Below are 22083 nucleotides of genomic sequence, written 5' to 3' on the forward strand. Positions count from 1 at the left end.
TTAGATTTTATTTCGTTTCAATTAATTTGGAGTAGGCCCCATTTTTTTTCATCAATTCATGATGTGTTCCTCTTTCTACTATTTTTCCATATTCCATTACGATAATCTCATCACAATCAATAATCGTACTCAGCCTATGCGCTACAATCAGACAGGTACAACCTCTTTTTTTAATATTATCCATAACGACCTTTTCTGCTGTTGGGTCTAATGCACTGGTGGCCTCATCCATTACCAGAATTGAAGGGTTGGTAGCCAGAGCTCTTGCTATTTCTAACCGTTGTCGCTGTCCTCCGCTAAAATTGGATCCACCTTCTAAAACAGAACTGTCATAAGCATCACTTCTGGATGCAATAACATCATGAATAGCCGCATCTCTGGCAGATTGAATAATGCTTTTGTCAGATATAGTGGTATCCCAAAAAGAAATATTTTCTTTGATTGTTCCGTTGAATATCAGGACGTCCTGATCTATTACTGCTAATGATTCTGTAATAATATTTCTTGGTATTTCTTCTCTGTTTTTTCCATCAAGTAAAATTTCGCCGTTCCAGGGTTTGTGTAATCCGGAGGCTATTTTAGCAACTGTTGATTTTCCACTTCCTGATCCTCCCACCAGGGCCACTCTGTTTCCGGGCTTTAACTTTAAGTTGAAATTTTCTATAAGAGCGGGTAATGTTGTATTATAACCGAAGGTAACATTCTTCATTTCAAAATATCCTACCAGCTTATTGTCCATTTCAGTTTTAACTATAGGTTTTCCATTTTGGACTTCCTTAAATTGATCATCTACTTCATAATTGATAACATCGTCTATTCTGTTCATATCACTTTCTGTTTCATGCAGCATCGCTCCTACAGAGATCAGTTGATTAACAGGTGATATAAAATTGCTCATCAAATAGGTGAAAGCTACCAATGCACCAAGAGTCATTTCGCCATCCATAATTCTTAATGCTCCTACTCCTAAAATGAATGTTGTGGTAAGAGAGGTTACAAGAGGGGGAATTGCATTAAGCCTGATTGTTAGCCATCCAAGTTCTTGCTGCGCATTCATTACTTTTGCAAGATATCCTACCCAATTGGTAAAAAAATCATTTTCTCTTCCTGATGCCTTCAGGGTTTCGATCATACTGATTCCAGATGTTGTCGTTCCCAGAAGCTTACCATTTTCATTACTCAGACGTCTGTTGCCATCTTTTCTTGCGGTAGAAACATATCGTAAGACCATTACATTGATTCCTGCCATAAATATTCCTATCAAGGTCAAAGGAATATCATAGGAAAACATCAAAAAGGCATAAAAAATAACTACAATTATATTAAGTGCGGCGTTGGCAAGATCTCCACTTAATAATTTGGCTACTTTATCATTAAGAGAAACTCTATTCCCTATTTCTCCACTGTAACGTTGGGTAAAAAAGACGATTGGCAAATGAAATACATGCCACAAAAATTTGCTGGAAGTAGTAAGGGCAAGCTTTGTTTCTAACTTCAAAAGATAATATTGCTGGATATATACCAATACAGAGTTCACTATTAAAACGCCTCCCATAATAAGAAGCAATGGCATCACAAATCCTGAATACCCATTGATCAGATATTTATCTATAAATATTTTGATAAAAGATGGGATAACCAACCCTGGAATCACCAAGAATAGGCTGGCCAATATAAGATAGATAATACTCAGCTTAGAATTAGATATTCTGGCTGCTAAAGAAGACATTAAACCTCTTTTTTCGTTTCCTTTTTCAAATTTTTCACCGGGATTAAAGGTAAGTACAACTCCTGTGTAAGCTTCATCGAACTCATCATGAGTCACCTGATATCTTCCTTGTGCCGGATCACTTAAATATACTTTTTTCTTTGTAAATCCTTCTAAAACCAAAAAGTGGTTAAAATTCCAAAAGATAATAGAGGGGGTCTGAATTTGCATTAATTTTTCAATGGATTTCGAGTATCCTTTTGCTTCAAGCCCAAATTCTTTGGCTGCTTTGATAATATTGGTAGCTTTTAATCCGTCTCTGGATACTCCGCAGGCAATTCTTAGTTTTTCCAGCGGCACAAATTTACCATGATGTCCTAAAATAATACTTAATGCCGCAGCCCCACACTCTACACTTTCCATCTGCAAAACTGTAGGAACCTTTACAGGTCTCGCCAGTTTTCCTATCACAAAATTTGTATTCTTTTCCATCCGTAAAACTCGATTATTAGTATAGATCAAAAAATTTCTTAAATGCAGGAACTACAATGGTAGCAGGAGGTTCTTGTTTTATTGTGATTTTTCCGTTACATGAAGTTCCTTCCTTTATTGAAATATTGGGTCCTTTGGCAGAGGTCCACTTGAAACCGCTATAGGATTTAGGATCTTTCTCAAATTCTACATGCACTTCAAACAGAGGTCCTGAAGCCAATAACCCTTTAGCCAGCTGATCGTTTTTTACTGAAGTCATCATTCCTCTTTCAGTAATAGGAAAATCAGAAACATAGGTTACTTTTCCTTCCATAAATCCATATTCCTGAGGTTGTACAGTAGACGGGACAACAAGAGCTTCCATTCCTTTCTTAATTTTTTTTCCATCCTGAGAAGGGATGTATAAAACTCCTTTGAGTACGGCAAAGTTTTCTGTCCCTTTATTTTTTAATTTAAATAATGGTGTACCTGCTCCTACAACTCCTCCGGCATCCGTTAAAACTTCCACAACCTCTCCATCATAAGGACTTTTAATTTTATTCTGAGTTTCATATCTTTCTGATAAAAACTGAAGATTTCTTTCTGCCTCTGAAATACGTTGATTTTGTAACGTGATTTTTTGTTGCAGATCAAAACCCAGGTTATGCTGCTGGCTCGATGCTTCCGCCATTTGTCCTTTTAATCTTTCTATTGTGTTTTTTGAGGCATCTATCTGTTGTTTCGTACCAGCTACCTGAGATTTTACAATGAGCCCTTTATTCAGCAGATTATTCTCTGATTCCAGTTGGCTGTAAAGGAATGCCAGTTTTTTCTTTTCCGCTTCTATTTCTCCCTGAATACTGACTCTGTTCTGGTTAATTAATTTTCCTTCAAGCTGATTTCCTTGACTGCCATAGGCCATTAGTTTTCCCATCTCAAATTTTCTATCTGAGAGTACAGCCTTGGCATCTTCTATTTGCTGATAAAGTTCGGGCTGTTGAATAGTAGCAATAATATCTCCTTTTTTCACATCATCCCCGATAGAGACATGAAGCTTAACAAGCTGGCCCTGAGAGGTCGCAACTACTTCATGTACTTCTCCTCCAAGTACCACTCCAGTAGCATTCAATTTTGTTTTTACTGTACCCATTACTGACCAGCAAATTCCTGTTACCAATGCAATAAAAACCGTAAAAAGGGCAATCCAAGCTTTGGGTCCTGTAACTTTTATGAGCTGATCTAATTTCTCCGGAGTAGACAGTTTTTCTAATGCCGACTTTCTAAAAAACCCTGCTGACATAATTTTAATATTTAATAATTAGAGATGTTTGGTATCGTGTAAAAAACGTTCTGATTTAAAGTAAATCCTTTATCTCCCTGAGATATTAATGTTCCTGTTTCATGTCTCAGATTAATAATTGCATTGGCAAATTGCTGATACGCCTGCAGGTATTCCAATTCTGAGGATGTAAGCCTTTCCTGAAATAAAATTACATTGAGAATGGTTGTTAGCCCCGCTTGTAACTTTACCTGTTCGTTATTAAAAGCATCTTTGTATGAATTAAGAGCCTCTTTTGCTCTCTCTAAAACAACAACACTATTGTCCAGAGTATTGATGGCATTACTGATATTCAGCTCTATGTTCCTTTGTAGATTATCATTTGAGATTTTCTGATCATTTAAGGCAACAAGACTTTTGGCATAATTTCCTTTCGCAAGATTATTATTTACGGGAAAAGTAAATGTCAACTTAGCACCTGCTCCTAAATTCCTTCCCTCATTATTAGTAAATGAAGAAAATGTTTTGTCAATTCCATTTCCGGCAATGGCGCTCCCATAGAAAACAAAACCGGTAAGATCCAATTGAGGTTTTGTATTGTTTTCTGCAAGTTTATACTGCATTTCCAAAGCATCAGAAATTTTTTCAACCGCTCTCAGATCACCTCTTTTTTCTTTAGCTATTTTTATCAGACTACTTCTGTCAAGTCCTTCTCTGTATTGGGATTCAGCGATAGCCGGAAATTCATTGGAAGGAGCATCCAACCGGAGACTTTCTTCATTACTTAATCCAATTACCCGCCCCAGATTTATTCTTGCTGCATACAGATTTTGTTCTGCAAGAGCTGTCAGTTTTTCTTGGTTTGAGAGGTCTGCGTTTACCTGAGCTAAATCTCCGGCCGGTTTTTTATCTGCTTTTATAAGTTCTCTTGTAACTTCCATTACATTTCTTACCCGGCTTTCATTTTCTTTATAAATTTCTAAACTTTTATAAGCCAGATAATAATTCCAGTATGCTTTACCAATTTGCAGAATGGTATATGAGTTATTAAACTCATTATTGCTTTTAGTATTTTCTATATACAGCTGAGAAACTCTTTCTGACAGAGTAGTAACCTCTCTTCCTCTTCCTCTTAATAAAGGTTGTGTTAATGAAAAATTGACAGACCCGAGATGATTTCCCCAGAAAGGCCCAACAAGTTGGTTAAAGCTGTCATAAGGAAAGTTATTATTATTAAAACCATATTTAAGACTTATGTCTGTTATTTGTCCTGTTCTTAATTTTTTACGTACTCCGGCTGAAAAGTCCAGGGTGTTTGTCTTCAAAAATTTATCTATATATTGATTTCTTGTATCAGCATCGAAAAGTGTGTACCGGTTATGTTTAACAGAAAGTTCAGAGAATAGATTGATATCAAATACGCTTCTCTGGATCTGAAAATCACCCTCTGCATCCTGGATTGTGTAACCACTTCTTATGATGTCCGGGTTTTTTTCAAATGCGATATTCGAAATGGTTACCAAATCGCTACTTATCTTTGACTGTCCATAGAAATTAGTGATACCGATCCCTGTAAATAATAAATAGATAAATTTATAAAGTCTCATTTCGCCAATGAATATTTCTGGGATTAAACTTCTGAAAATCTGTGAAGTATCTGTCCAAAACGAGCTCCTGCATTAGCAACACCATCCAATACATTCATATCAATAAGATCTTCTTCCTCAGGGTTGCCATATCCTAGCTGGTCTGTTGTTTTACGTAATCTGTTTGAAAGAAATAATGCCAGAGCATAATAGAAATTAGATCTGAATTCAGGATTTTCTGCCATTCTGGAACTTATTGTATCACGAGAAATCTGATATATTACTGATGGCCTGGTTACAACTACAGAAACTGATGGCGGCCGTGATTCCAGGAAAGACATCTCTCCTACAATTTCTCCCGCTTCAAGTGTTGCAATACTTTCTCCATTGCTGTTACCTGCATAGATGGATAATTGCCCCGATAAAACAATAAATAAGCTATCTATTGATTCACCTTTATTGATCAGCGTATATCCAATGGGTAGTTCTAATTTACTTCCATTATGAATCATCCATTCTACATCTCTGTCATTTAATTGACCTAAGAAAAAAAGTACTCTTTTCATAATTATATTTCTTTTAAGATTATGCTAAAATATTTTGTTTCACATTGATAATTTCGCCAAAAAAACTGCTATTCCTGACGTTTATTTATTTTTTTCAACGAATTATACAATCCTTTATAATCTGTTATCACACCGTTACTATTCCCTTCATTTGATTTAAGATCTTCCTCCTTATTCATCCTCTGGGGTTTTACCGGGATATTGATGTACAAATAGTCCGGATCTGATTGATCGGTTACTTTAATTTTCTTACCCATAGGAGTTTTTTTTCCAAAAAATTTCTCTAAAGCTTCTTCTGGATTTTCTATTAAATACTTTTTGAAATCTTCATTTTCCCAAGCTTCAGAAATAATTCTAAAAAATGCTTCTTGTCCTCTCTTTTGTTCTTCTGTTAAGTTCATATTTTTGTTTTATACCTGTTATTCTAAAGAGTTTATGAGTTCTTTAGGGGTAATATTATATTGATCTGCAAATAATCTGGAAAAGTAATGCACATCATTATACCCTACTGCATATGCGATTTGAGAGATAGATTTTTGTATATAGTCGTCTATCATCTGTTTAGCTTTATGAAGTCGCAAGACTCTTATATATTTATTAGGCGTCAGATACACCAGGTTGGCCACTTTTCGGTGTAACTGCCTTTCACTCACGGCCATTTTATAGGAAAGCTCATAAAGGTTTAATTCATTCTGGTTCAAAGAGCCAAAAATTTCTTTTTCTAAGTTGACAAGCCAATCCTGATCTACTTTTGCTATTTTCTGGGGATTAATCTCGTCTGTGCACAACCCGCGAACATTTTCATTGGATTCGTAGATATCAAAAATTTCCGGTCGGCCACGAAATGTCAGATTCAGTGTTTTTGCTTTTGTTTTCAGCATCATTTCTTCAATAATATCACTTATTTCCTTGCTGCTTGAAAATATGATTTCATCCTTTTTTTCTTTATGATGTAATGCTGTGCTTTTGCTTACCGTAATGATATTCTCTAACGGGTTTCTAATATTCTGGATAATCTGTTCCAAAACATCAGGAGAGTTCCAGTCTATAGTTTTTGCTGTATTCATTTTAAAAGGGGGATTTTATTAAACAGTTTTGTAATTTCATTTTTAGCTAACCAGATATCTATTGGCATCATAAAAACCTTTAAGCCCCTCATAGTTCATGGATACAGGAATTGTTTCAGATCCCAGATAATTAATAGAATCGCCTATTACATCGGCTTTTATGCCCATCAGGTTCATTACTCTTAAAAGCTTGCTGTCGCATTCTGCAAAGGCAATACTATTTTTGTCATTACAAATTGGAGTAATGGCAGAGACCATTAATCTCTTAAACAATGTACGGTCTTGATTGGTTTTGTTTGTTGCAAATCTTCCAATATGCCATACTGAAGAGGCGTTTTGAGAACAACCAACGTCTAAAGGATTGATATTGAATAACTTTTGAATAGGAAGTATTGTTTTATAATCCCACTTAATTACTCTTATAGAACCTTGAATGCTTCCCATTGTATCTTTTACAACAAAAATTTCAGAATTTTTGAAATAGCTTAGTTCTTCATTATATACATCTTTAACATCATTTTGAATTTCCATTTCTGGTATGACATTATCAGAATGATGATTGAAGTTTTCTTCTACTACAAATTGGGCTAGCTCTGCGAGCTGTTCCAGCTCTAATTGGTTTAAGTAATTTTGTGTGATTCTCATGGCTTAGTTGTTTTTAACAAATCTACTTGGCAGGGATGTCAATTCCACTACACCATATTGTAGTATTCAACTGAAAGCCAAACAACTACACTTTGGTGTAGTCATCTGAGTTTTCTTTATAAAAACTTAATCCCTATTTAGGGATTTAAATAAATAACCATGATTTAATGTGAAAAAGAAAAATTTTATACCGTAATACCATATATTATGTTCATTTTATATTATTTTTGTATAAAACTGACAAAATAAGCATGGATGAAAAGGATTCTTTCTTTAATCATAGGAATACAATAAGCAGCGTAACGGAAGAGGAGAAGGAACAACAATTCAGTTATCTGGAATCGATTAAGGCATTTTCAAGAGCCACCTACACAAGTATTTATGTAATTGACTATATGAAGCAGGGGTTTGAATATGTTTCGGACAACCCGCTTTTTCTTTGTGGCAATACTCCAGAGCAAGTACTGGAGATGGGATATGCTTTTTATTTTAAATATGTTCCTCAAAAGGACCTGGAACTCTTGTTAAAGATCAATTCTGTAGGATTTGATTTTTATGATAAGATTCCTCTTGAAAAAAGGCTGGATTATACCATTTCTTATGATTTTCATATTATAAACAAGGAAAATAAAAAGATTTTAGTTAATCAAAAATTAACGCCTTTATTTCTTAATAAGGATGGAAAAATATGGAAGGCAGTATGTCTTATTTCCATTTCTTCAGAGAGAGACTCGGGGAATATTAAAATATATCAAAACGGAGAAAATAAAGTCTATCATTACAGGCTGGACCAAGATATATGGGAAGCAGAAAAAAAAGCAGTCTTATCCAAACGAGAACTTGAAATTTTACAGCTTTGTGCAAGAGGCTTTACGATCAATGATATCGCAAAAGCTATATTTGTTTCTCCGGATACGGTAAAGTTCCATCGAAGAAAGCTATTTGAAAGACTAGAGGTGAGCAGCATTACAGAGGCTATTGCATATGCTACAAATAATAAGCTGATTTAAGTAAGAATGTCTCCTGTATAATTATAAACAGGGACAATAAAAATATAATATAGGCTCTTCTTCCCTGGATATATACTCAGATGTTAAAATCAGTCCGGTGAAAAGTTCTTTAAGAGTAATAGAAATCTCTTATCTAAAAATGAATACTCCATGGTTTCAAAGAAAACCTGTGGATAGGAGAGCTTGGGTTATTAAAAAAGTAAGAATTATCTTCTGTTGAAAGGAAAAATATTCTAATAAAGATCTATTTCTTTTTCAAATATTGTGAAGTATCAACAAGTTCATATTTAGGGCTTCTTTTCAGGAACTCATTAAGAAATGCTGTATGGGTAGCTCCCATAATGATCAGAACCCGATCATCTTTTGTAACAGGAAGTTGGTTTAAGTTTGAAAATATTCTTAAATTCCTTTTATAAAATTTACTCGCTTCATCTGCACCTTCAAAATTTCCTTTAGTACTGCTATACGTTAATATATCCGCATTAATGTTAATCAAACCTTCTAAAGTCTCTTTTGAATTGAAGAATATTAATTTTTCTAAGGTTGACAAACTCTCCACTTTAGCAAATTTTTTAAAAAGGTTAAGTTTATAATTCTTTGAAGTCAAACTGTCTACCGGATCTTTCAACTCATCTGCAATATTATAGTTGTACATTGCCGTTTCTTTATCATCAATTCCATAGATATTTTTTACCCCTGAAACTTTGGCGACTTGATAGGCTAATGCCTCTACTTCTCCTTTATATTTAGTCTTATATTTTCCGTCATGTAAAAAATTAGAATAATCTTTATTAAGTTCTTCATTATTATTTGGAATGATTTCTACACAAATCATTGTCGGTTTAAAATCTGCCAGCATATTAATTATAGCATCAATCTCAACATTGTTCTTGTCTGAATCGTATTTTACCTTGTTGGCATCAGTAGTATTTCCCATATGGAAAACACCTAAGTTCAAAACTTTAGGTTTTTGTCCAAATAGATTAAACCAACCCAATACGATGATTAATAATATGATTTTTCTTATTTCCATAACTTTAAATGATGTTTAACTATAAATATCTACCTAAGCTGTTCAAATATAACTTTCTTCTGGAACTCTAAATCCTCCTGAGAAAGCTTGTTTAATTTTCTTTCGATGTTTTCTACTGCACTAAGCTCAAAAAAATCTTTTATGACTCCAAATTCTGTGTGTAAATCTCTGGATGATGTATTCACCTCAAAATAAGGAATATCTCCTCTTAACATTTGAGCGATTTCATGTTGCAGAATAAAACGTAAATCAGAGCCTTCGGGAATATCTTTAAAAGCAATGGAAAGATAATCTTCAATTCTATGGGTGTATTTTTTTCTGTCCTTTTGATTGTTGGGTAAATTCATGACATTTAAAATTTTACCATATACATTGGTCGAACGCCATATATACCTTACAGGAAGGTTATTGAATTTTTGAATGGGTGAACGATCAGATAGTAAAAATGCTTTTTCACTTAGAAACAGATTATAACATTTTTCAAAGCCTGAGATAAACTGATCGGAATATTCATCCACGAAAACATTCTTACCGTTGAATGTGGGAATATTGTTCTGAATATAATCTACTTTGACTGATTTGTATTCCATTTTCCAGTCTTTGGTAAACTTATTGACACCTTCTTTTTTGGTCACAAAGGCATGCGTGTTTTTTGAATACCCCAAACCACACATTCCTGCCGGAATAAATTTCGCATCATTCCCAAAAGGTAAAAGCGCACAATTAATTACAGTATCCTGCTTATCTATATTTTCTAAATTAAGAGTATCAAACGATTTGAAATTATCTCTGAGATGCTCTGAAATCTGAGGCTGTATTGAAGTTTCATGATCAATCACTACAGGTGTATCTCCATTAGCAATAAGGTTTTCAGCATGAAAATCCGTAGAATTTAAAAGATAAAGAATACATAATAAGTATCCCGCTCTTTCATAATAACTCTTTATTTCACTTTCTGAATTGCATGGTTTTCCCAGTACAAATTCCTGCCAATGATACTCTTTTTTATTGAGGATTTGATATTTGTAATTGCCCAGGGATATATGATCATTAATCCAGTCTAGGAAATAAAAAAGAGAATGAGAAATTGATGCATTGGTTGGCTTGAAAACCAGTTTATTTCCATTTTCTAAAAAAACCATAGAGGTTGAAAAACCATTATGAAAATCACCCTCTCCTATTTTAATATCCTGAACTGCAATAGATTCATTTTCAATTAACATATTGTCAAATAGTTCTGCAGAACAATCTTTATATGATTCAATGATCTTGGTGTATTGATTGTGAATTTTATTTTTCTGCAGAGGTAAGTACTCCTCTAAAACAGGAAATTGACGACGAATGTTTTGCCAGTTATCTTTTATTAAATATTCAAAGAAATCTTCAAAAGTTAATTCATTATTATTTCTAATAAATTCAGGCAGCATCCTTGTGATATTCCTCTCATAAATAGAGCATAGATAAGATGTCATTCTTTCTTCAACAAAGGTGGGTTCTTTTAAAGTGGAATTGGTCATTTTCTATTAATTTTTAATATTTATAACATTCTTAAAGACTTTTCTTTTCTATAAATGGATTCAAGGTTATTATCTCTGACAAAATTTTTACCATTTTGATTAAATACACTTTATTCATCCAGGCCCGACACTCAATATATTCAATTGAAAATCAATCGCTTTAACAGGAAGTCATGGTGTAAAATAAATAAAAAGAGAATGTGCATTCTCTTTTTATTTATGTATTCAGTTTTTATGAATATACTAACCTTCAGTAGTAGCAGTATCTTCAGTCAAACCGTTTCCAAAGCAGCTTAAGAACTGGCAGCTTCCGATTGGAACTGTTTTACCACCTGCAACCATTCCTAATTCTTCTTCTGATAATTCAAATTCTTCGATATCACCTCCAAATAGAGCATATGAAAGATATGATAGGTTGATGTAGTAGGTATCATTATCTACTTGATCTACAACCACGATTTTTTTGTTTCCTCCAAGAGTAAAATCTGAATGAAGCTCTTTAATTGCCTCAACAGGGTTGTTTACTAATCTTGCTTTGTAATCTGCATCGTTTAAAGCTTTAAACATTACTTCTCTAACTAGTTCTTTTTTCTCTTCTGAAATTGCTTGATAACTCATAATTTTTGAATTTTTAAATGTTAATTAATTTTTTTGTTTTTATTTATTGTATCTAGATTTATACTATTTCTGCAGATGGTTCTGTTATACTACCACCAAAGCAGCTTAAGAACTGGCAGCTTCCGATTGGAACTGTTTTACCTCCGGCAACCATTCCTAATTCTTCTTCTGATAATTCAAATTCTTCAATATCACCTCCAAATAGAGCATATGAAAGATATGATAGGTTGATGTAGTAGGTATCATTATCTACCTGATCTACAACAGCGATTTTTTTGTTTCCTCCAAGGGTAAAGTTCGGGTGCAATTCTTTGATTGCCTCAATAGGGTTACTTACTAATCTTGCTTTATAAGCTGCATCATTTAAAGCTTTGAACATAACGTCTCTAACTAGTTCTTTTTTCTCTTCCGAGATGGCTTGATAACTCATAATTTCTAAATTTTTAAGTTTTAATGTTTATTTTATTTTTATATTCTTTATTTAAGGCGCACACTGCTCCAGAGAAGGCTTTTCAAAGCGCCTTCCAGACAATAGTTATGACTTATATGATGGGTGATCTTTTAGTTAAAAACTAAAGAGATATCTTTTAATAATCCCCCTGGAGTTGGTTTCCATGGATAGGAACAAACTAGAGAAAAGGGGCTTAAGGATAGAGATATATTTTGATTCAATGACTTTATCTTTCCATTTATTAATTTGCACCTCATCAAATTTTTGGGATGAGTAAAGGGAAAATTTCATTTCAAAGAATTGTAATATGAGTTTTATCTCCGGATTTTTTATTTTTTTTCCTTCAATTCCTGCAAATGCCAATGAAAAAAGCCTTTGTTCGTCTTCACTATTTTTAGTCAAGGTGATGATAGCTTTCACGACGATCGTTACCGTTTGACAAACATTAATTACTTCACTTTCTTTTTCAATGTTAAAATTATTTGTCCAATGACCTACAGGATAGGCAAATTGATCTCCATCAATTAAATATTTTAACATATCATTACACAAACTAAATGCTCTATCCACTTCATTAAATAAAAGATGTGTTTTAATTATATTTTGTATCTGCAACGTCTTATGGGTGAATAACTCAGGATATTTTCCCAAAAGATAATCATCATTTTGAATGGCTAGATGAGAGTATTGAATTGATTTTTCATAATTATTCAATTTATAATGATAAAGTGCCATTATTGGGAAATAACCCATATGTAAAATAGCCTTTTCATTGTCATTCAGATCTACTTTAGCCATGCATTCATTAATCTTCGTACAGGTCTCTTCAGATCTTATGTCTTTTTTTTGTAATTCGATAGCAAGGCTAGAGAATAATAAAAATAGATCATTAGTAATCTCAACATTCTCTATTCTTACCTCTTGATCGATAAGTTCAGTTAATTTTTCTCTGGTTAATTTTTCCAATTTTAACAGTGGCATGTCATCATTTTGAAACATAATTTTGAGAAAACTATTTATTGTTTGCATAGAATACTTTGAATGCATTGGTCTTTCCAAAGTGTTTTCTAAATTCCGACTAACCATCATACTATTAAAATTACATGTTAAAATTATTTTTTTAAGTTCTCACTATTATTTATTCTGCGCAGTCATGGATAACAATTCTTTTTGTATGACTTCTACATTCCATGATATTGCTTTTTATATTTTAATACAATTTTTAAAAGCAGGAAATAAAGAGTCGGCTAAATCTTTCCAAATCATTTGTCCTCCTCCTGCAATTATTTCTAATTGTTCTTCTGTCAGTTCTGTATTTTCTAACTCAGGCTCTGCTGGTATATTCAAATACACTTTAGATTTATCTGTCTGATCAACAACAACCAGCTCTTTTCCCTCAGGCAAAACCACTACTACACCTGTCAGTTTTTCTATTGCTTCTATTGGGTTTGAGAGTAGTTCTTTTCTAAATTCCGCATCTTCCCAAGCTTTAGATATAACTGCCTGTATAATTTGTTCTTTTTTGTCTTCCATAACATTGCCATTTTGTTGATGTAAAGGTAAAATGCTTTCTTTGTATAGATTTGCCAAGTTTTACTTCAAAACTGTCAGTTCTATTTCTTTTTGTCAATTATCTTTTTTTAACACCTGCTCCTGATAATATCAATTTTTAATAAGGTAAAAGTAAAAAGTATTTTCTCTATAGATTTGCCAAGTTTTGCTTCAAAACTGTCAGCTCTATTTCTTCTTACTTGGTTATCATTTTTAACATCTGCTCCTGATAACTTCCATTTTTAATAAGGTAAAGATAGCAAGTTGTTTCTCTATAGATTTGCCAAGTTTTGCTTCAAAACTGTCAGCTCTATTTCTTCTTACACGGTTATCATTTTTAACATCTGCTCCTGATAACTTCCATTTTTAATGAGGTAAAGATAGAAAGTTGTTTCTCTATAGATTTGCCAAGTTTTGCTTCAAAACTGTCAGCTCTATTTCTTCTTACACGGTTATCTTTTTTAACATCTGCTTCTGATAACTTCCCTTTTTAATAAGGTAAAGATAGAAAGTTGTTTCTCTACAGATTTGCCAAGTTTTGCTTCAAAACTGTCAGCTCTATTTCTTCTTACACGGTTATCATTTTTAACATCTGCTCCTGATAACTTCCATTTTTAATAAGGTAAAGATAGAAAGTTGTTTCTCTATAGATTTGCCAAGTTTTGCTTCAAAACTGTCAATGATTACTATCTGTTATATTCTTTCCGAATTGGCTTCAACAAAGTACATCTTAAGTTCTCCTTTTCCTTTTGCCTGGATATTTCCGCGGTATTCAAAAACGAAGCAGTCTTCATTTTTAATAAGGTGATAAAGCGATTCGCTTATATTTACTTTTCCTACCATCCCATTACTTTCTATTCTGCTGGCTGTATTGACAGTATCTCCCCACACATCGTACTGAAACTTTTTCACGCCTACAATTCCTGCGACAATAGGCCCTGCATGAATTCCTAATCGCATTTCAAAAGCAGGCTTATTGGTTTGTATGTTTTCAGTTTTTCTTTCTGCCATAAACCCTTGCATTTCAAGTCCGGCTAAAACAATATTCTTCAATGAATTCTGATCAGGTTTCGGAATGCCTCCCGCAGCCATATACGAATCTCCTATTGTTTTTATTTTTTCAATTTGATATTTTTCAGAGATAAGATCAAATGCTCTAAAACATACATTAATTTCTTCTACCAAACTCTGAGGAGACATCCTTTCAGCAGTTTGTGTAAAGGATTTAAAATCTGTAAACAGAATGGATACCAAATTAAAATCTCTGGCATTTACGCTTCCTTTTTGTTTTAGCTCTTCAGCAATCTCTTCCGGAAGAATATTCAGTAAAAGCTCTTCTGAACGATCTTTCTCTACTCTCAGAGCTTCTCTGGATTTTCTTACAAAATTGAGCCTGCTCCATAAACCTCCGGCAACAACAAGGATAAAGCATAAAGAAACAATGAAAATATTCCTTTGCTTTTCTTGTTCCTGTACCTCTTCCTTATGTTTTATCTGAATGATATGTTCTCTCTTTACATAGGCAATACTATCCGTTAACTGCTGTTTCTGAAACTCCATATTCATCATCCTGTTGGACGTTTCTTTAGAGTTTAAACTATCTTCAAAAATATTTGATTTTTCATAATAGCTAAGAGCTCTCTTATTATCGTTCAATTTTTTATAAGACTGGTACAGACAGTCACAGGCATCTTTTTTTAAGCTGAGAGAACCAATTTTTTGAGCAATAGCAAATCCCTTATTACACAGTTTTACCGCTTCATTATTTTTTCCTTGTTCTATATAAATATTACCGATAGCAATTTGAGAATCTCCTATATATTGCTGGCTGTTCATTTCTTTTGCCAGTTGTAATGTATTATTGAAATAGGCCAGAGCATTAGAATAGTCCAGCTTTCTATAAAATAAAGTTCCTAAATTATTGAGTACTTCTACTTTAATCTGCTTATCATTTTGTTCGTTCGCAATGCTAAGGGCTTTATTTAGATTTTTATAAGCAAGATCAAAATCTTTCATCCTAACCTGAATAGATCCGGTTGAATTTAAGTTCTGAGCAATAGCCTTTACATCATTTACTTTTTTATATACATCATATGCCCTTTTATAATATTTCAAAGCGCTGGAATAATCTTCAAGTTTAGAATAAATACCTCCTATATTTTGAGTGGTTATTGCTATGATTTTCGGATCTTTAATTTCTTTCTGTAACTCCAATACTTTCTGATAGCAGCTAAGGGCCTGAGGCAGTTTACCTAGGTAATAATAAGTTCCGCCCATGTTATTGGTAACTGAAGATATTCCTAATTTATATCCGGATTTCTTATATTCAGAGATACTTTTTTCAAAATATGAAAGAGACTGAACATAATTTCCCTGAAGAGAGTAGGAAATCGCCAAATAGCTATAACAATCTCCCGCTTTTTTAAAGTCTTTATTTTCGTAGTAACTCTCCAGACTTTTATTAAAGTATATTACAGATTCCGCAAAATTTCCTGATTCCTGTTTCTTTATACCAATATTCAAAAGACTGTCTGCCTTGTTTTTATTGATTGTAGAGTGATTCTCTTTTTTTACATGAGTCTGAGAAAAAGCTCTAGGGTGATTTCCGATAAATAAAAAACAAAAAAACAATATGTATTTATAATTTATCATAGCGAAAAGGTTTATAGCATTGGTATAAAGTAAGTATAGGGTATATCAAATGAATTCCAGACAATGTTTTGGGTTCATTAAAAATCGTATATAATTCTTGAAAAACAGGAATTATACACGATTTATAGAATCTTACAATCTACCCTCCACCAAAAATGCTTCCATCAGAATTAACTGGTTTAATGTAGATAGGTGGGTCTCCTTCATTCGCACCGCCGGATATGATATCCAACTGTTCCTCGTCTAGTTCCATATTGTCCATATTCGGCTCTGCCGGAATATTTACAAAAATGGTAGAAGAGTCTGTTTGATCCACAAACGCAAGATTCTTCCCTGCGGGCAAATTAATAGGACTTCCCAAAAAATTCTCCATAGTAGCTACCGGGTTCTGGATTAAACTGTTTTTAAATACAGGATCTTTCCATGCTTTTTTTACAACAGACTGTAAAATTTCCTCGTCTTTGATTAAATTCATAATTTTTTTTTTATTGTTAAACGGTATCTGTTCTAATATGGCATGGTAAATTTATTTTGTTTTAGACTGACAGAACTGACAAAAAAACCGACAAAAAAAAGAAAATGAGGAAATATTCTGTCTGAAAATGTTGAATAGAAATTCAACAGAAATAAAAAAGCCCTCCGTAATACATTACAGAGGGCTTTGTACCCCAGACGGGACTTGAACCCGTACGTCCTTGCGGACACAGGATTTTAAGTCCTGCGTGTCTACCAGTTCCACCACCAGGGCATGGTGTGGGCAAAAAAAAAGATTCGAACCAAGGGTTCCAACCTTCTTAAAAACTCTCCAGAGTCTTTCGAATTGTGCGGATGAAGGGACTCGAACCCCCACGCCTCACGGCACCAGATCCTAAGTCTGGCGTGGCTACCAATTACACCACATCCGCTGGTTTTGCTGATCTGAATACTCAGATTCAACCTGATTTCTTACAAATATAAGATTTTTATTTAAAGAACACTCTCTATTAAAACAAAAAACCCTCCGTAAGATATTACAGAGGGTCTTGTACCCCAGACGGGACTTGAACCCGTACGTCCTTGCGGACACAGGATTTTAAGTCCTGCGTGTCTACCAGTTCCACCACCAGGGCATGGTGTGGAGCGAAAAACGGGATTCGAACCCGCGACCCCAACCTTGGCAAGGTTGTGCTCTACCAGCTGAGCTATTTTCGCATAGTGCGGATGAAGGGACTCGAACCCCCACGCCTCACGGCACCAGATCCTAAGTCTGGCGTGGCTACCAATTACACCACATCCGCTGGTTTTTTATATTGTAAGTTTTAAAGAGCTTGCTTCGTTTTTGTGAGTGCAAATATAGGACAATTTCCTTTACTACCAAACTTTTCAGGAAAAAAAAATAAAATTTCCATATTTTTTTTTCACGCCTTCTTTTATTACATTTCATTTTCTTACTTTTACATCGTTAATATTTACGATATGGAATTACAAGGAACGGTAAAGAAACTTTTTGATGCTCAAACATTTGCGAGCGGGTTTCAAAAAAGAGAAATGGTTATTTTGACCCAAGAACAGTATCCACAGCCGATAAACATAGAATTTTTATCTGATAAAATCAGTTTATTAGATAATCTTAAAGAAGGAGAAAACGTAAAAGTAGGAATCAACATCAGAGGGAGAGAATGGGTTTCTCCTCAGGGTGAAACTAAATACTTCAACTCTATTACAGGGTGGAGAGTAGAAAAAGTTTCTGACAATGCTGCAGAACCTACTCAGGCGATGCCACAGCAATCTGCATCTCCAGTTTCTAATGAGAATCCGTTTGCCGGAGACGACGATGATGATTTACCTTTCTAATTAAAGAATAAAGATCAAATATAAATCCTGCTTTTTGAAGTGGGATTTTTTTTCTAAAAATGGTCCGATTAGACAAAAACGAGATTTCATTTCCTGACCCTGAGCTTTATGATGGTCATGAGGGAGTGGTTGCTTTTGGTGGCGACCTGTCTGTAGAACGTATTTGGTTTGCTTATCAGCTGGGCATTTTTCCATGGTACAATCCCGGAGAGGAGATCCTTTGGTGGTGTCCAGATCCAAGATTTGTTCTTATTCCTGAAGAATTAAAAATCTCAAAATCAATGAGAAAAATCTTAAATAGGAATGTTTTTACTTTTTCTGAGAATAAGAATTTCAGGGAAGTCATCAGGAACTGCCAGCAAGCCACCAGAAAAGGGCAGTCAGGCACATGGCTTTCTGATGAACTGATGGAGTCTTTTGTTCAACTCCATGAATACGGCCTAGCCAAAAGCATTGAAGTGTGGCAGGATGAAGAACTTGTAGGGGGTTTTTACGGATTGCAGATTGGAAATGTATTCTGCGGAGAAAGTATGTTTGCTAAGGTAAGTAATGCTTCAAAGGCAGGATTTATCAATTTTGTGGAAAGCAACAAGAAAAATATTGAAATAATTGACTGTCAGTCACATACCGAACATTTGGAGAGTTTGGGGGCAAAAATGATTCCCAAAAAAGAATTTCTAAAAATCTTACACGAAAATAATGAACGCAGATAAAGAAAAGTGGGTTCTTCTGGTTGTCCTCAGCATTATCTGGGGATCATCCTTTATTTTAATCAAAAAATCACTGGAACACTTCAATCCGTTTCAGGTTGGATCTTTAAGAGTTCTTATTGCCGGCATTATTCTGCTTCCGGTTGCTATTTCCAATTACAAACTTTTCCCTAAAAAACATTTGAAATGGTTGATTCTGGCTGCTTTCACCGGAAACTTCATCCCCATGTTTCTGTTTCCGATTGCTGAAACCGAAATAAGCAGTAGTATTGCAGGGATTATCAACTCCATGATGCCTATTTTCGTCATTATTGTTGGAGCTTTGGTATGGAAGTTCGAAACAACTAAAAAACAAATTGTGGGCACATTAATAAGCTTCACCGGAGTCTGTATCCTCGCATTTGGAGGCGGAGACAGCGGAGAATTGAAAATGATCCCGATTCTGTTGCTTTTATTGGCTACTTTATGCTACGCAATGAGCACAACGACCGTGAAATCCAGACTAATGGAGGTATCTTCCACGGTTTTATCTGCTTTTGTTTTCTCATTTGTTTTATTACTTCCGTCCATTATCGCCTTAACAGGCACAGGATTCTTTTCAGAGTTCAGCTTTTCAAAGGATAATCTGATGGGACTTATGTTTGTCAGCCTTTTATCTGTTTTCGGAACCGGATTGGCAATGATGATGAATTATCGTTTGCTGAAAGTTTCCTCTCCTCTTTTTGCTTCAACGGTTACTTTGGTAATGCCAATCGTTGCAATTATCTGGGGAATCATTGATGGTGAAAAACTCACTTATTTACAATTTATAGGAGCCGGAGTTATTATTGCCGGACTCATATTTTTAAGAACAAATACAAAAAAATAAAATCATATTATAAATTAAATTATATTTGGATGATTTAACTTATAACTATGAAAAAACTTCTACTTTTTTGGGCTATAGCCTTATCTACACTTTCTTGTTCCAACTCTGATGACACTCCTTTTGACAACAGTGATCCGTCTAATCAAAGCGTAATTCTTCCCACTAAGATGACGATGGACGGTATTGTAATGAAAATCAATTACAACGGAACCAAAATCATCAGTATGATTAACAACATTAATCATGGACAAAGAGTGGAGTTCTCTTATACCGATGATTATGTTTCCGGGATTAAACATTACGAAAATAATGTTCTTGAAAGCTCTGTAGAATATGGATATTCTAATGGGCGCATGGCTTCGGCTGTCATAAAGGAATATTCCACTACCGGAACTGTACAGAATACGGTTGCATTTACTTATAACTATACCAGCAATACGGAAATCAATGTAAAAAGACAGACGAATTCAGGAACTACCGGTTCTTATACGATCAACAGTGTATTTACGTACAGCAATGGAAATATGGTAAGTAACGTAGGATCAGGAACCGGAATCGTCAATGGAAATACGGTTAATTATACAGAAAAAGAGACTTATACCTATACTGATAAGAACTATCCTTTCAAAAATGTCAAAGGTTTTGACAAAATCATATTCAATGGAAATGAAAGCAGTGATGGGATAAGCATGCTATTTTCGAATATTAAGAACAGCTTAAGCACTTATAAAGGAGAGTTTACCAATACGACTGCCGGAGGAGGAACAGCAACCGGAACAACGTCTCACAAGTATACAACTACTTTTAATACTGCCGGTTATCCATCTGAAGAAAGCAGACAATCTCTTGATGTGAATGGAAATGCAAATACCAGTGTTCCGGATAAATTTTTCTACGAATACAACTATCAATAAAAAAACCTGCATTTCTGCAGGTTTTCTGTTATTTGTTAGAGACATCTAGTTCTTTTTCTTCACTTTATTGGCCTTGACCTTTTTCACTTCGTCTTTAATGAAAGGATATTTTTTCTGCATATCCTTAGCTAAAGAAGGATCAAGTTCCAATGCTTTTTGAAGAGATTCCATTCCTTTATCCTGTTCTTTCAGATTGTAAAAACAATTGCTCAATTGATAAAACAGCTCGGCTCTGTGATGTTTTTTAATGGCTCTGTTCAAGACTGTTACCGCATCTTCATACTCTCCTACTAACATTAAAACTTCTGAATAGGCATACCAGTTGTAGAACCTTGAAGGTTCAGCATCCACCAGTTTTTTAAGACAAGAAAGGCTTTCTTCAAACTTCCCCGAATCGATGAATAAAAACGCCAGTCTCTTCTGATAGTCAAGATTGTTTTCATTCAGCTGGGTAGCTTCTTTGGCAAAATGTAATGCTTCAGACATTCCTCCCATTTCTTCATAAAGATAAGACTGTTCCATCATCGCAAGATAAAACTGAGGGTCTTCTCTCAATGATTTTTGGAATGAATTTAAAGCTAAAATAGGCTGTTTTAAAGCCTTGTTGCATAATCCGATCTTATAAAAAGTAAATGCTTTTGTATATTCCAGCTCCAGCATTTCTTCATAAGTTTCGATGGCCTTCTGGTATTGTCCCAAAGCTTCATAACAGGCTGCTTTATTGGCATATACTCCTACAGAGTTTGAGTTGATTGCCAGTAAATAGTCATAGCCTCTTATCGCTTCATCATAATTTTTTCTGTTGAAATAGAATTGACCGTATTCAAACCAGGCGGTTTCAGAATAAGGGAATTCATCTAAATATTCATTAAGAAAGGCAATAGCCTCCTCACTCTTATTCAGGTCACTGAAACACACCATACAGTTTTCCAGCGAATATTCATCCGTAGGATCTTCTTTCAGTGCTTTTCTGTAATGTTTAAGAGCGTTAAAAGGATCTCCGAGATTCACATATTCATCCGCAATAAAGTTGTGGAGAAAGTTTTCTTCTTCCTCTAATGTCAAAGCTTTTTTACAGATTTCAATGGATTTTCTGGGATTTCCTAGGTTCGAATAATACTTGGCGTAGCAAACCAAAAAGTCTGTATGCTCCATAGAAGCACCTTTCAGTTCGTCAATAAGTTCTTTCGCCGTATTATACTCTTCCCACTCCAGAAGGATCTCAAGTCTTTTGATCTTGATATCCAACGAATTGGGATGAAGCTTTAGCCCATAATTAACAGCCATGTCAGCGTAATTAAAGTCACCAAGCTCCAAATAATAAACAATAATGTCTTCTAACTCTTCGGTATCGAAGTAGAATTCGTCATTGTTTTCCATCATTTCCTCGAACTTTTTTACAAGTTCATTTCCAAAATACTCTTCCAATAGTGTCCTCTTTGTCGGCCCAACGCTTGAATTTGCTTACAAACCTCGGCAAACGTTTAGTTAATAATACATCTGAAACTGATATTCAAATATTTATGCAAAGTTGCAACTTTTTTTTGAATATTCCATTTCATAAATTTCTATTATAAAAATAGTAAAAAAAGAAAACCGATAAA

General features: G+C 34.3%; 21 protein-coding genes and 5 tRNA genes. 5 read left to right on the top strand and 21 right to left on the bottom strand.

Annotation, left to right across the window (positions count from 1 at the left end; translation table 11 throughout):
- Positions 1–7: 7 nt before the first annotated feature.
- The 7 genes from A1704_RS09215 to A1704_RS24175 all read right to left on the bottom strand — a co-directional run bounded on the left by A1704_RS09215 (position 8) and on the right by A1704_RS24175 (position 7322).
- On the bottom strand, positions 8–2200 hold the full coding sequence (locus A1704_RS09215) for an NHLP family bacteriocin export ABC transporter peptidase/permease/ATPase subunit (RefSeq protein ID WP_082798749.1): 2193 nt from the start codon (positions 2198–2200) through the stop codon (positions 8–10).
- Positions 2201–2216: 16 nt separating this feature from the next.
- The gene (locus A1704_RS09220) at positions 2217–3479 is read right to left on the bottom strand and encodes an NHLP bacteriocin system secretion protein (RefSeq protein WP_062672702.1); all 1263 of its coding nucleotides are present in this window, start codon (positions 3477–3479) and stop codon (positions 2217–2219) included.
- A gap of 11 nt (positions 3480–3490) precedes the next feature.
- On the bottom strand, positions 3491–5065 hold the full coding sequence (locus A1704_RS09225) for a TolC family protein (protein ID WP_062672704.1): 1575 nt from the start codon (positions 5063–5065) through the stop codon (positions 3491–3493).
- A 23-nt stretch (positions 5066–5088) separates the two neighbouring features.
- Positions 5089–5610, bottom strand: a complete 522-nt coding sequence (locus A1704_RS09230) for a cyclic nucleotide-binding domain-containing protein (protein ID WP_062672706.1) — start codon at positions 5608–5610, stop codon at positions 5089–5091.
- Positions 5611–5678: 68 nt separating this feature from the next.
- Entirely contained in the window at positions 5679–6011 is a 333-nt protein-coding gene (locus A1704_RS09235; protein ID WP_062672709.1) for a hypothetical protein, read from the bottom strand.
- A gap of 18 nt (positions 6012–6029) precedes the next feature.
- Positions 6030–6677: a helix-turn-helix transcriptional regulator gene (locus A1704_RS09240; RefSeq protein ID WP_062672712.1), complete on the bottom strand. Its 648-nt coding sequence runs from the start codon at positions 6675–6677 to the stop codon at positions 6030–6032.
- A gap of 42 nt (positions 6678–6719) precedes the next feature.
- The gene (locus tag A1704_RS24175; RefSeq protein ID WP_062672714.1) at positions 6720–7322 is read right to left on the bottom strand and encodes a hypothetical protein; all 603 of its coding nucleotides are present in this window, start codon (positions 7320–7322) and stop codon (positions 6720–6722) included.
- A gap of 251 nt (positions 7323–7573) precedes the next feature.
- Here A1704_RS24175 and A1704_RS09250 point away from each other — a divergent pair, with 251 nt between their 5' ends.
- On the top strand, positions 7574–8332 hold the full coding sequence (locus tag A1704_RS09250) for a response regulator transcription factor (protein ID WP_062672716.1): 759 nt from the start codon (positions 7574–7576) through the stop codon (positions 8330–8332).
- Between the two features lie 244 nt (positions 8333–8576).
- On the opposite strand, the gene A1704_RS09255 is transcribed toward A1704_RS09250, so the two are convergent.
- The 13 genes from A1704_RS09255 to A1704_RS09315 all read right to left on the bottom strand — a co-directional run bounded on the left by A1704_RS09255 (position 8577) and on the right by A1704_RS09315 (position 17431).
- Entirely contained in the window at positions 8577–9365 is a 789-nt protein-coding gene (locus A1704_RS09255; RefSeq protein WP_082798750.1) for a DUF5694 domain-containing protein, read from the bottom strand.
- 29 nt (positions 9366–9394) lie between these two features.
- Positions 9395–10882 (bottom strand): type 2 lanthipeptide synthetase LanM, encoded by a 1488-nt coding sequence (gene lanM / locus A1704_RS09260; protein ID WP_062672718.1) that lies wholly within the window; start codon positions 10880–10882, stop codon positions 9395–9397.
- A gap of 243 nt (positions 10883–11125) precedes the next feature.
- A complete protein-coding gene (locus A1704_RS09265) occupies positions 11126–11500 on the bottom strand; it encodes a hypothetical protein (RefSeq protein ID WP_062672720.1) in 375 nt (124 codons plus the stop codon).
- Positions 11501–11558: 58 nt separating this feature from the next.
- Positions 11559–11930, bottom strand: coding sequence for a hypothetical protein (locus A1704_RS09270; protein WP_062672722.1), 372 nt, complete (start codon positions 11928–11930; stop codon positions 11559–11561).
- Between the two features lie 135 nt (positions 11931–12065).
- On the bottom strand, positions 12066–12980 hold the full coding sequence (locus tag A1704_RS09275) for a hypothetical protein (protein WP_162268225.1): 915 nt from the start codon (positions 12978–12980) through the stop codon (positions 12066–12068).
- A gap of 174 nt (positions 12981–13154) precedes the next feature.
- The gene (locus tag A1704_RS09280) at positions 13155–13541 is read right to left on the bottom strand and encodes an NHLP leader peptide family RiPP precursor (protein WP_202967941.1); all 387 of its coding nucleotides are present in this window, start codon (positions 13539–13541) and stop codon (positions 13155–13157) included.
- Between the two features lie 654 nt (positions 13542–14195).
- Positions 14196–16154 (bottom strand): adenylate/guanylate cyclase domain-containing protein, encoded by a 1959-nt coding sequence (locus A1704_RS09285; RefSeq protein WP_062672728.1) that lies wholly within the window; start codon positions 16152–16154, stop codon positions 14196–14198.
- A 139-nt stretch (positions 16155–16293) separates the two neighbouring features.
- On the bottom strand, positions 16294–16629 hold the full coding sequence (locus tag A1704_RS09290; protein WP_062672730.1) for an NHLP leader peptide family RiPP precursor: 336 nt from the start codon (positions 16627–16629) through the stop codon (positions 16294–16296).
- A 189-nt stretch (positions 16630–16818) separates the two neighbouring features.
- Positions 16819–16902 (bottom strand) — tRNA-Leu (locus tag A1704_RS09295).
- A gap of 75 nt (positions 16903–16977) precedes the next feature.
- Positions 16978–17059 (bottom strand) — tRNA-Leu (locus A1704_RS09300).
- Positions 17060–17179: 120 nt separating this feature from the next.
- A tRNA-Leu gene (locus A1704_RS09305) sits at positions 17180–17263 on the bottom strand.
- A gap of 6 nt (positions 17264–17269) precedes the next feature.
- Positions 17270–17345, bottom strand: a tRNA-Gly gene (locus A1704_RS09310).
- Positions 17346–17349: 4 nt separating this feature from the next.
- Positions 17350–17431: transfer RNA gene (locus A1704_RS09315), tRNA-Leu, on the bottom strand.
- A gap of 178 nt (positions 17432–17609) precedes the next feature.
- On the opposite strand from A1704_RS09315, the gene A1704_RS09320 reads away from it, so the two are divergent.
- Genes A1704_RS09320 through A1704_RS24645 form a run of 4 tightly spaced genes read left to right on the top strand, consistent with a single transcriptional unit; the run spans position 17610 to position 20479 of the window.
- Complete coding sequence (locus A1704_RS09320) at positions 17610–17987, top strand: DUF3127 domain-containing protein (RefSeq protein ID WP_062673742.1); 378 nt, start codon at positions 17610–17612, stop codon at positions 17985–17987.
- A gap of 59 nt (positions 17988–18046) precedes the next feature.
- Positions 18047–18700, top strand: a complete 654-nt coding sequence (gene aat / locus A1704_RS09325) for a leucyl/phenylalanyl-tRNA--protein transferase (RefSeq protein WP_062672732.1) — start codon at positions 18047–18049, stop codon at positions 18698–18700.
- Complete coding sequence (locus tag A1704_RS09330; protein ID WP_062672733.1) at positions 18687–19565, top strand: DMT family transporter; 879 nt, start codon at positions 18687–18689, stop codon at positions 19563–19565. Before aat ends, A1704_RS09330 begins: the two co-directional genes overlap by 14 nt.
- A gap of 47 nt (positions 19566–19612) precedes the next feature.
- Positions 19613–20479 carry a hypothetical protein gene (locus tag A1704_RS24645; protein WP_062672735.1) on the top strand — a complete coding sequence of 289 codons (867 nt, stop codon included), beginning with the start codon at positions 19613–19615 and terminating at the stop codon, positions 20477–20479.
- Positions 20480–20524: 45 nt separating this feature from the next.
- Here A1704_RS24645 and A1704_RS09340 read toward each other — a convergent pair whose 3' ends face one another.
- Complete coding sequence (locus tag A1704_RS09340; RefSeq protein WP_062672737.1) at positions 20525–21907, bottom strand: tetratricopeptide repeat protein; 1383 nt, start codon at positions 21905–21907, stop codon at positions 20525–20527.
- Positions 21908–22083: the final 176 nt, after the last annotated feature.

The sequence above is a fragment of the Chryseobacterium cucumeris genome (genome assembly GCF_001593385.1).
Lineage (GTDB): Bacteria > Bacteroidota > Bacteroidia > Flavobacteriales > Weeksellaceae > Chryseobacterium > Chryseobacterium cucumeris.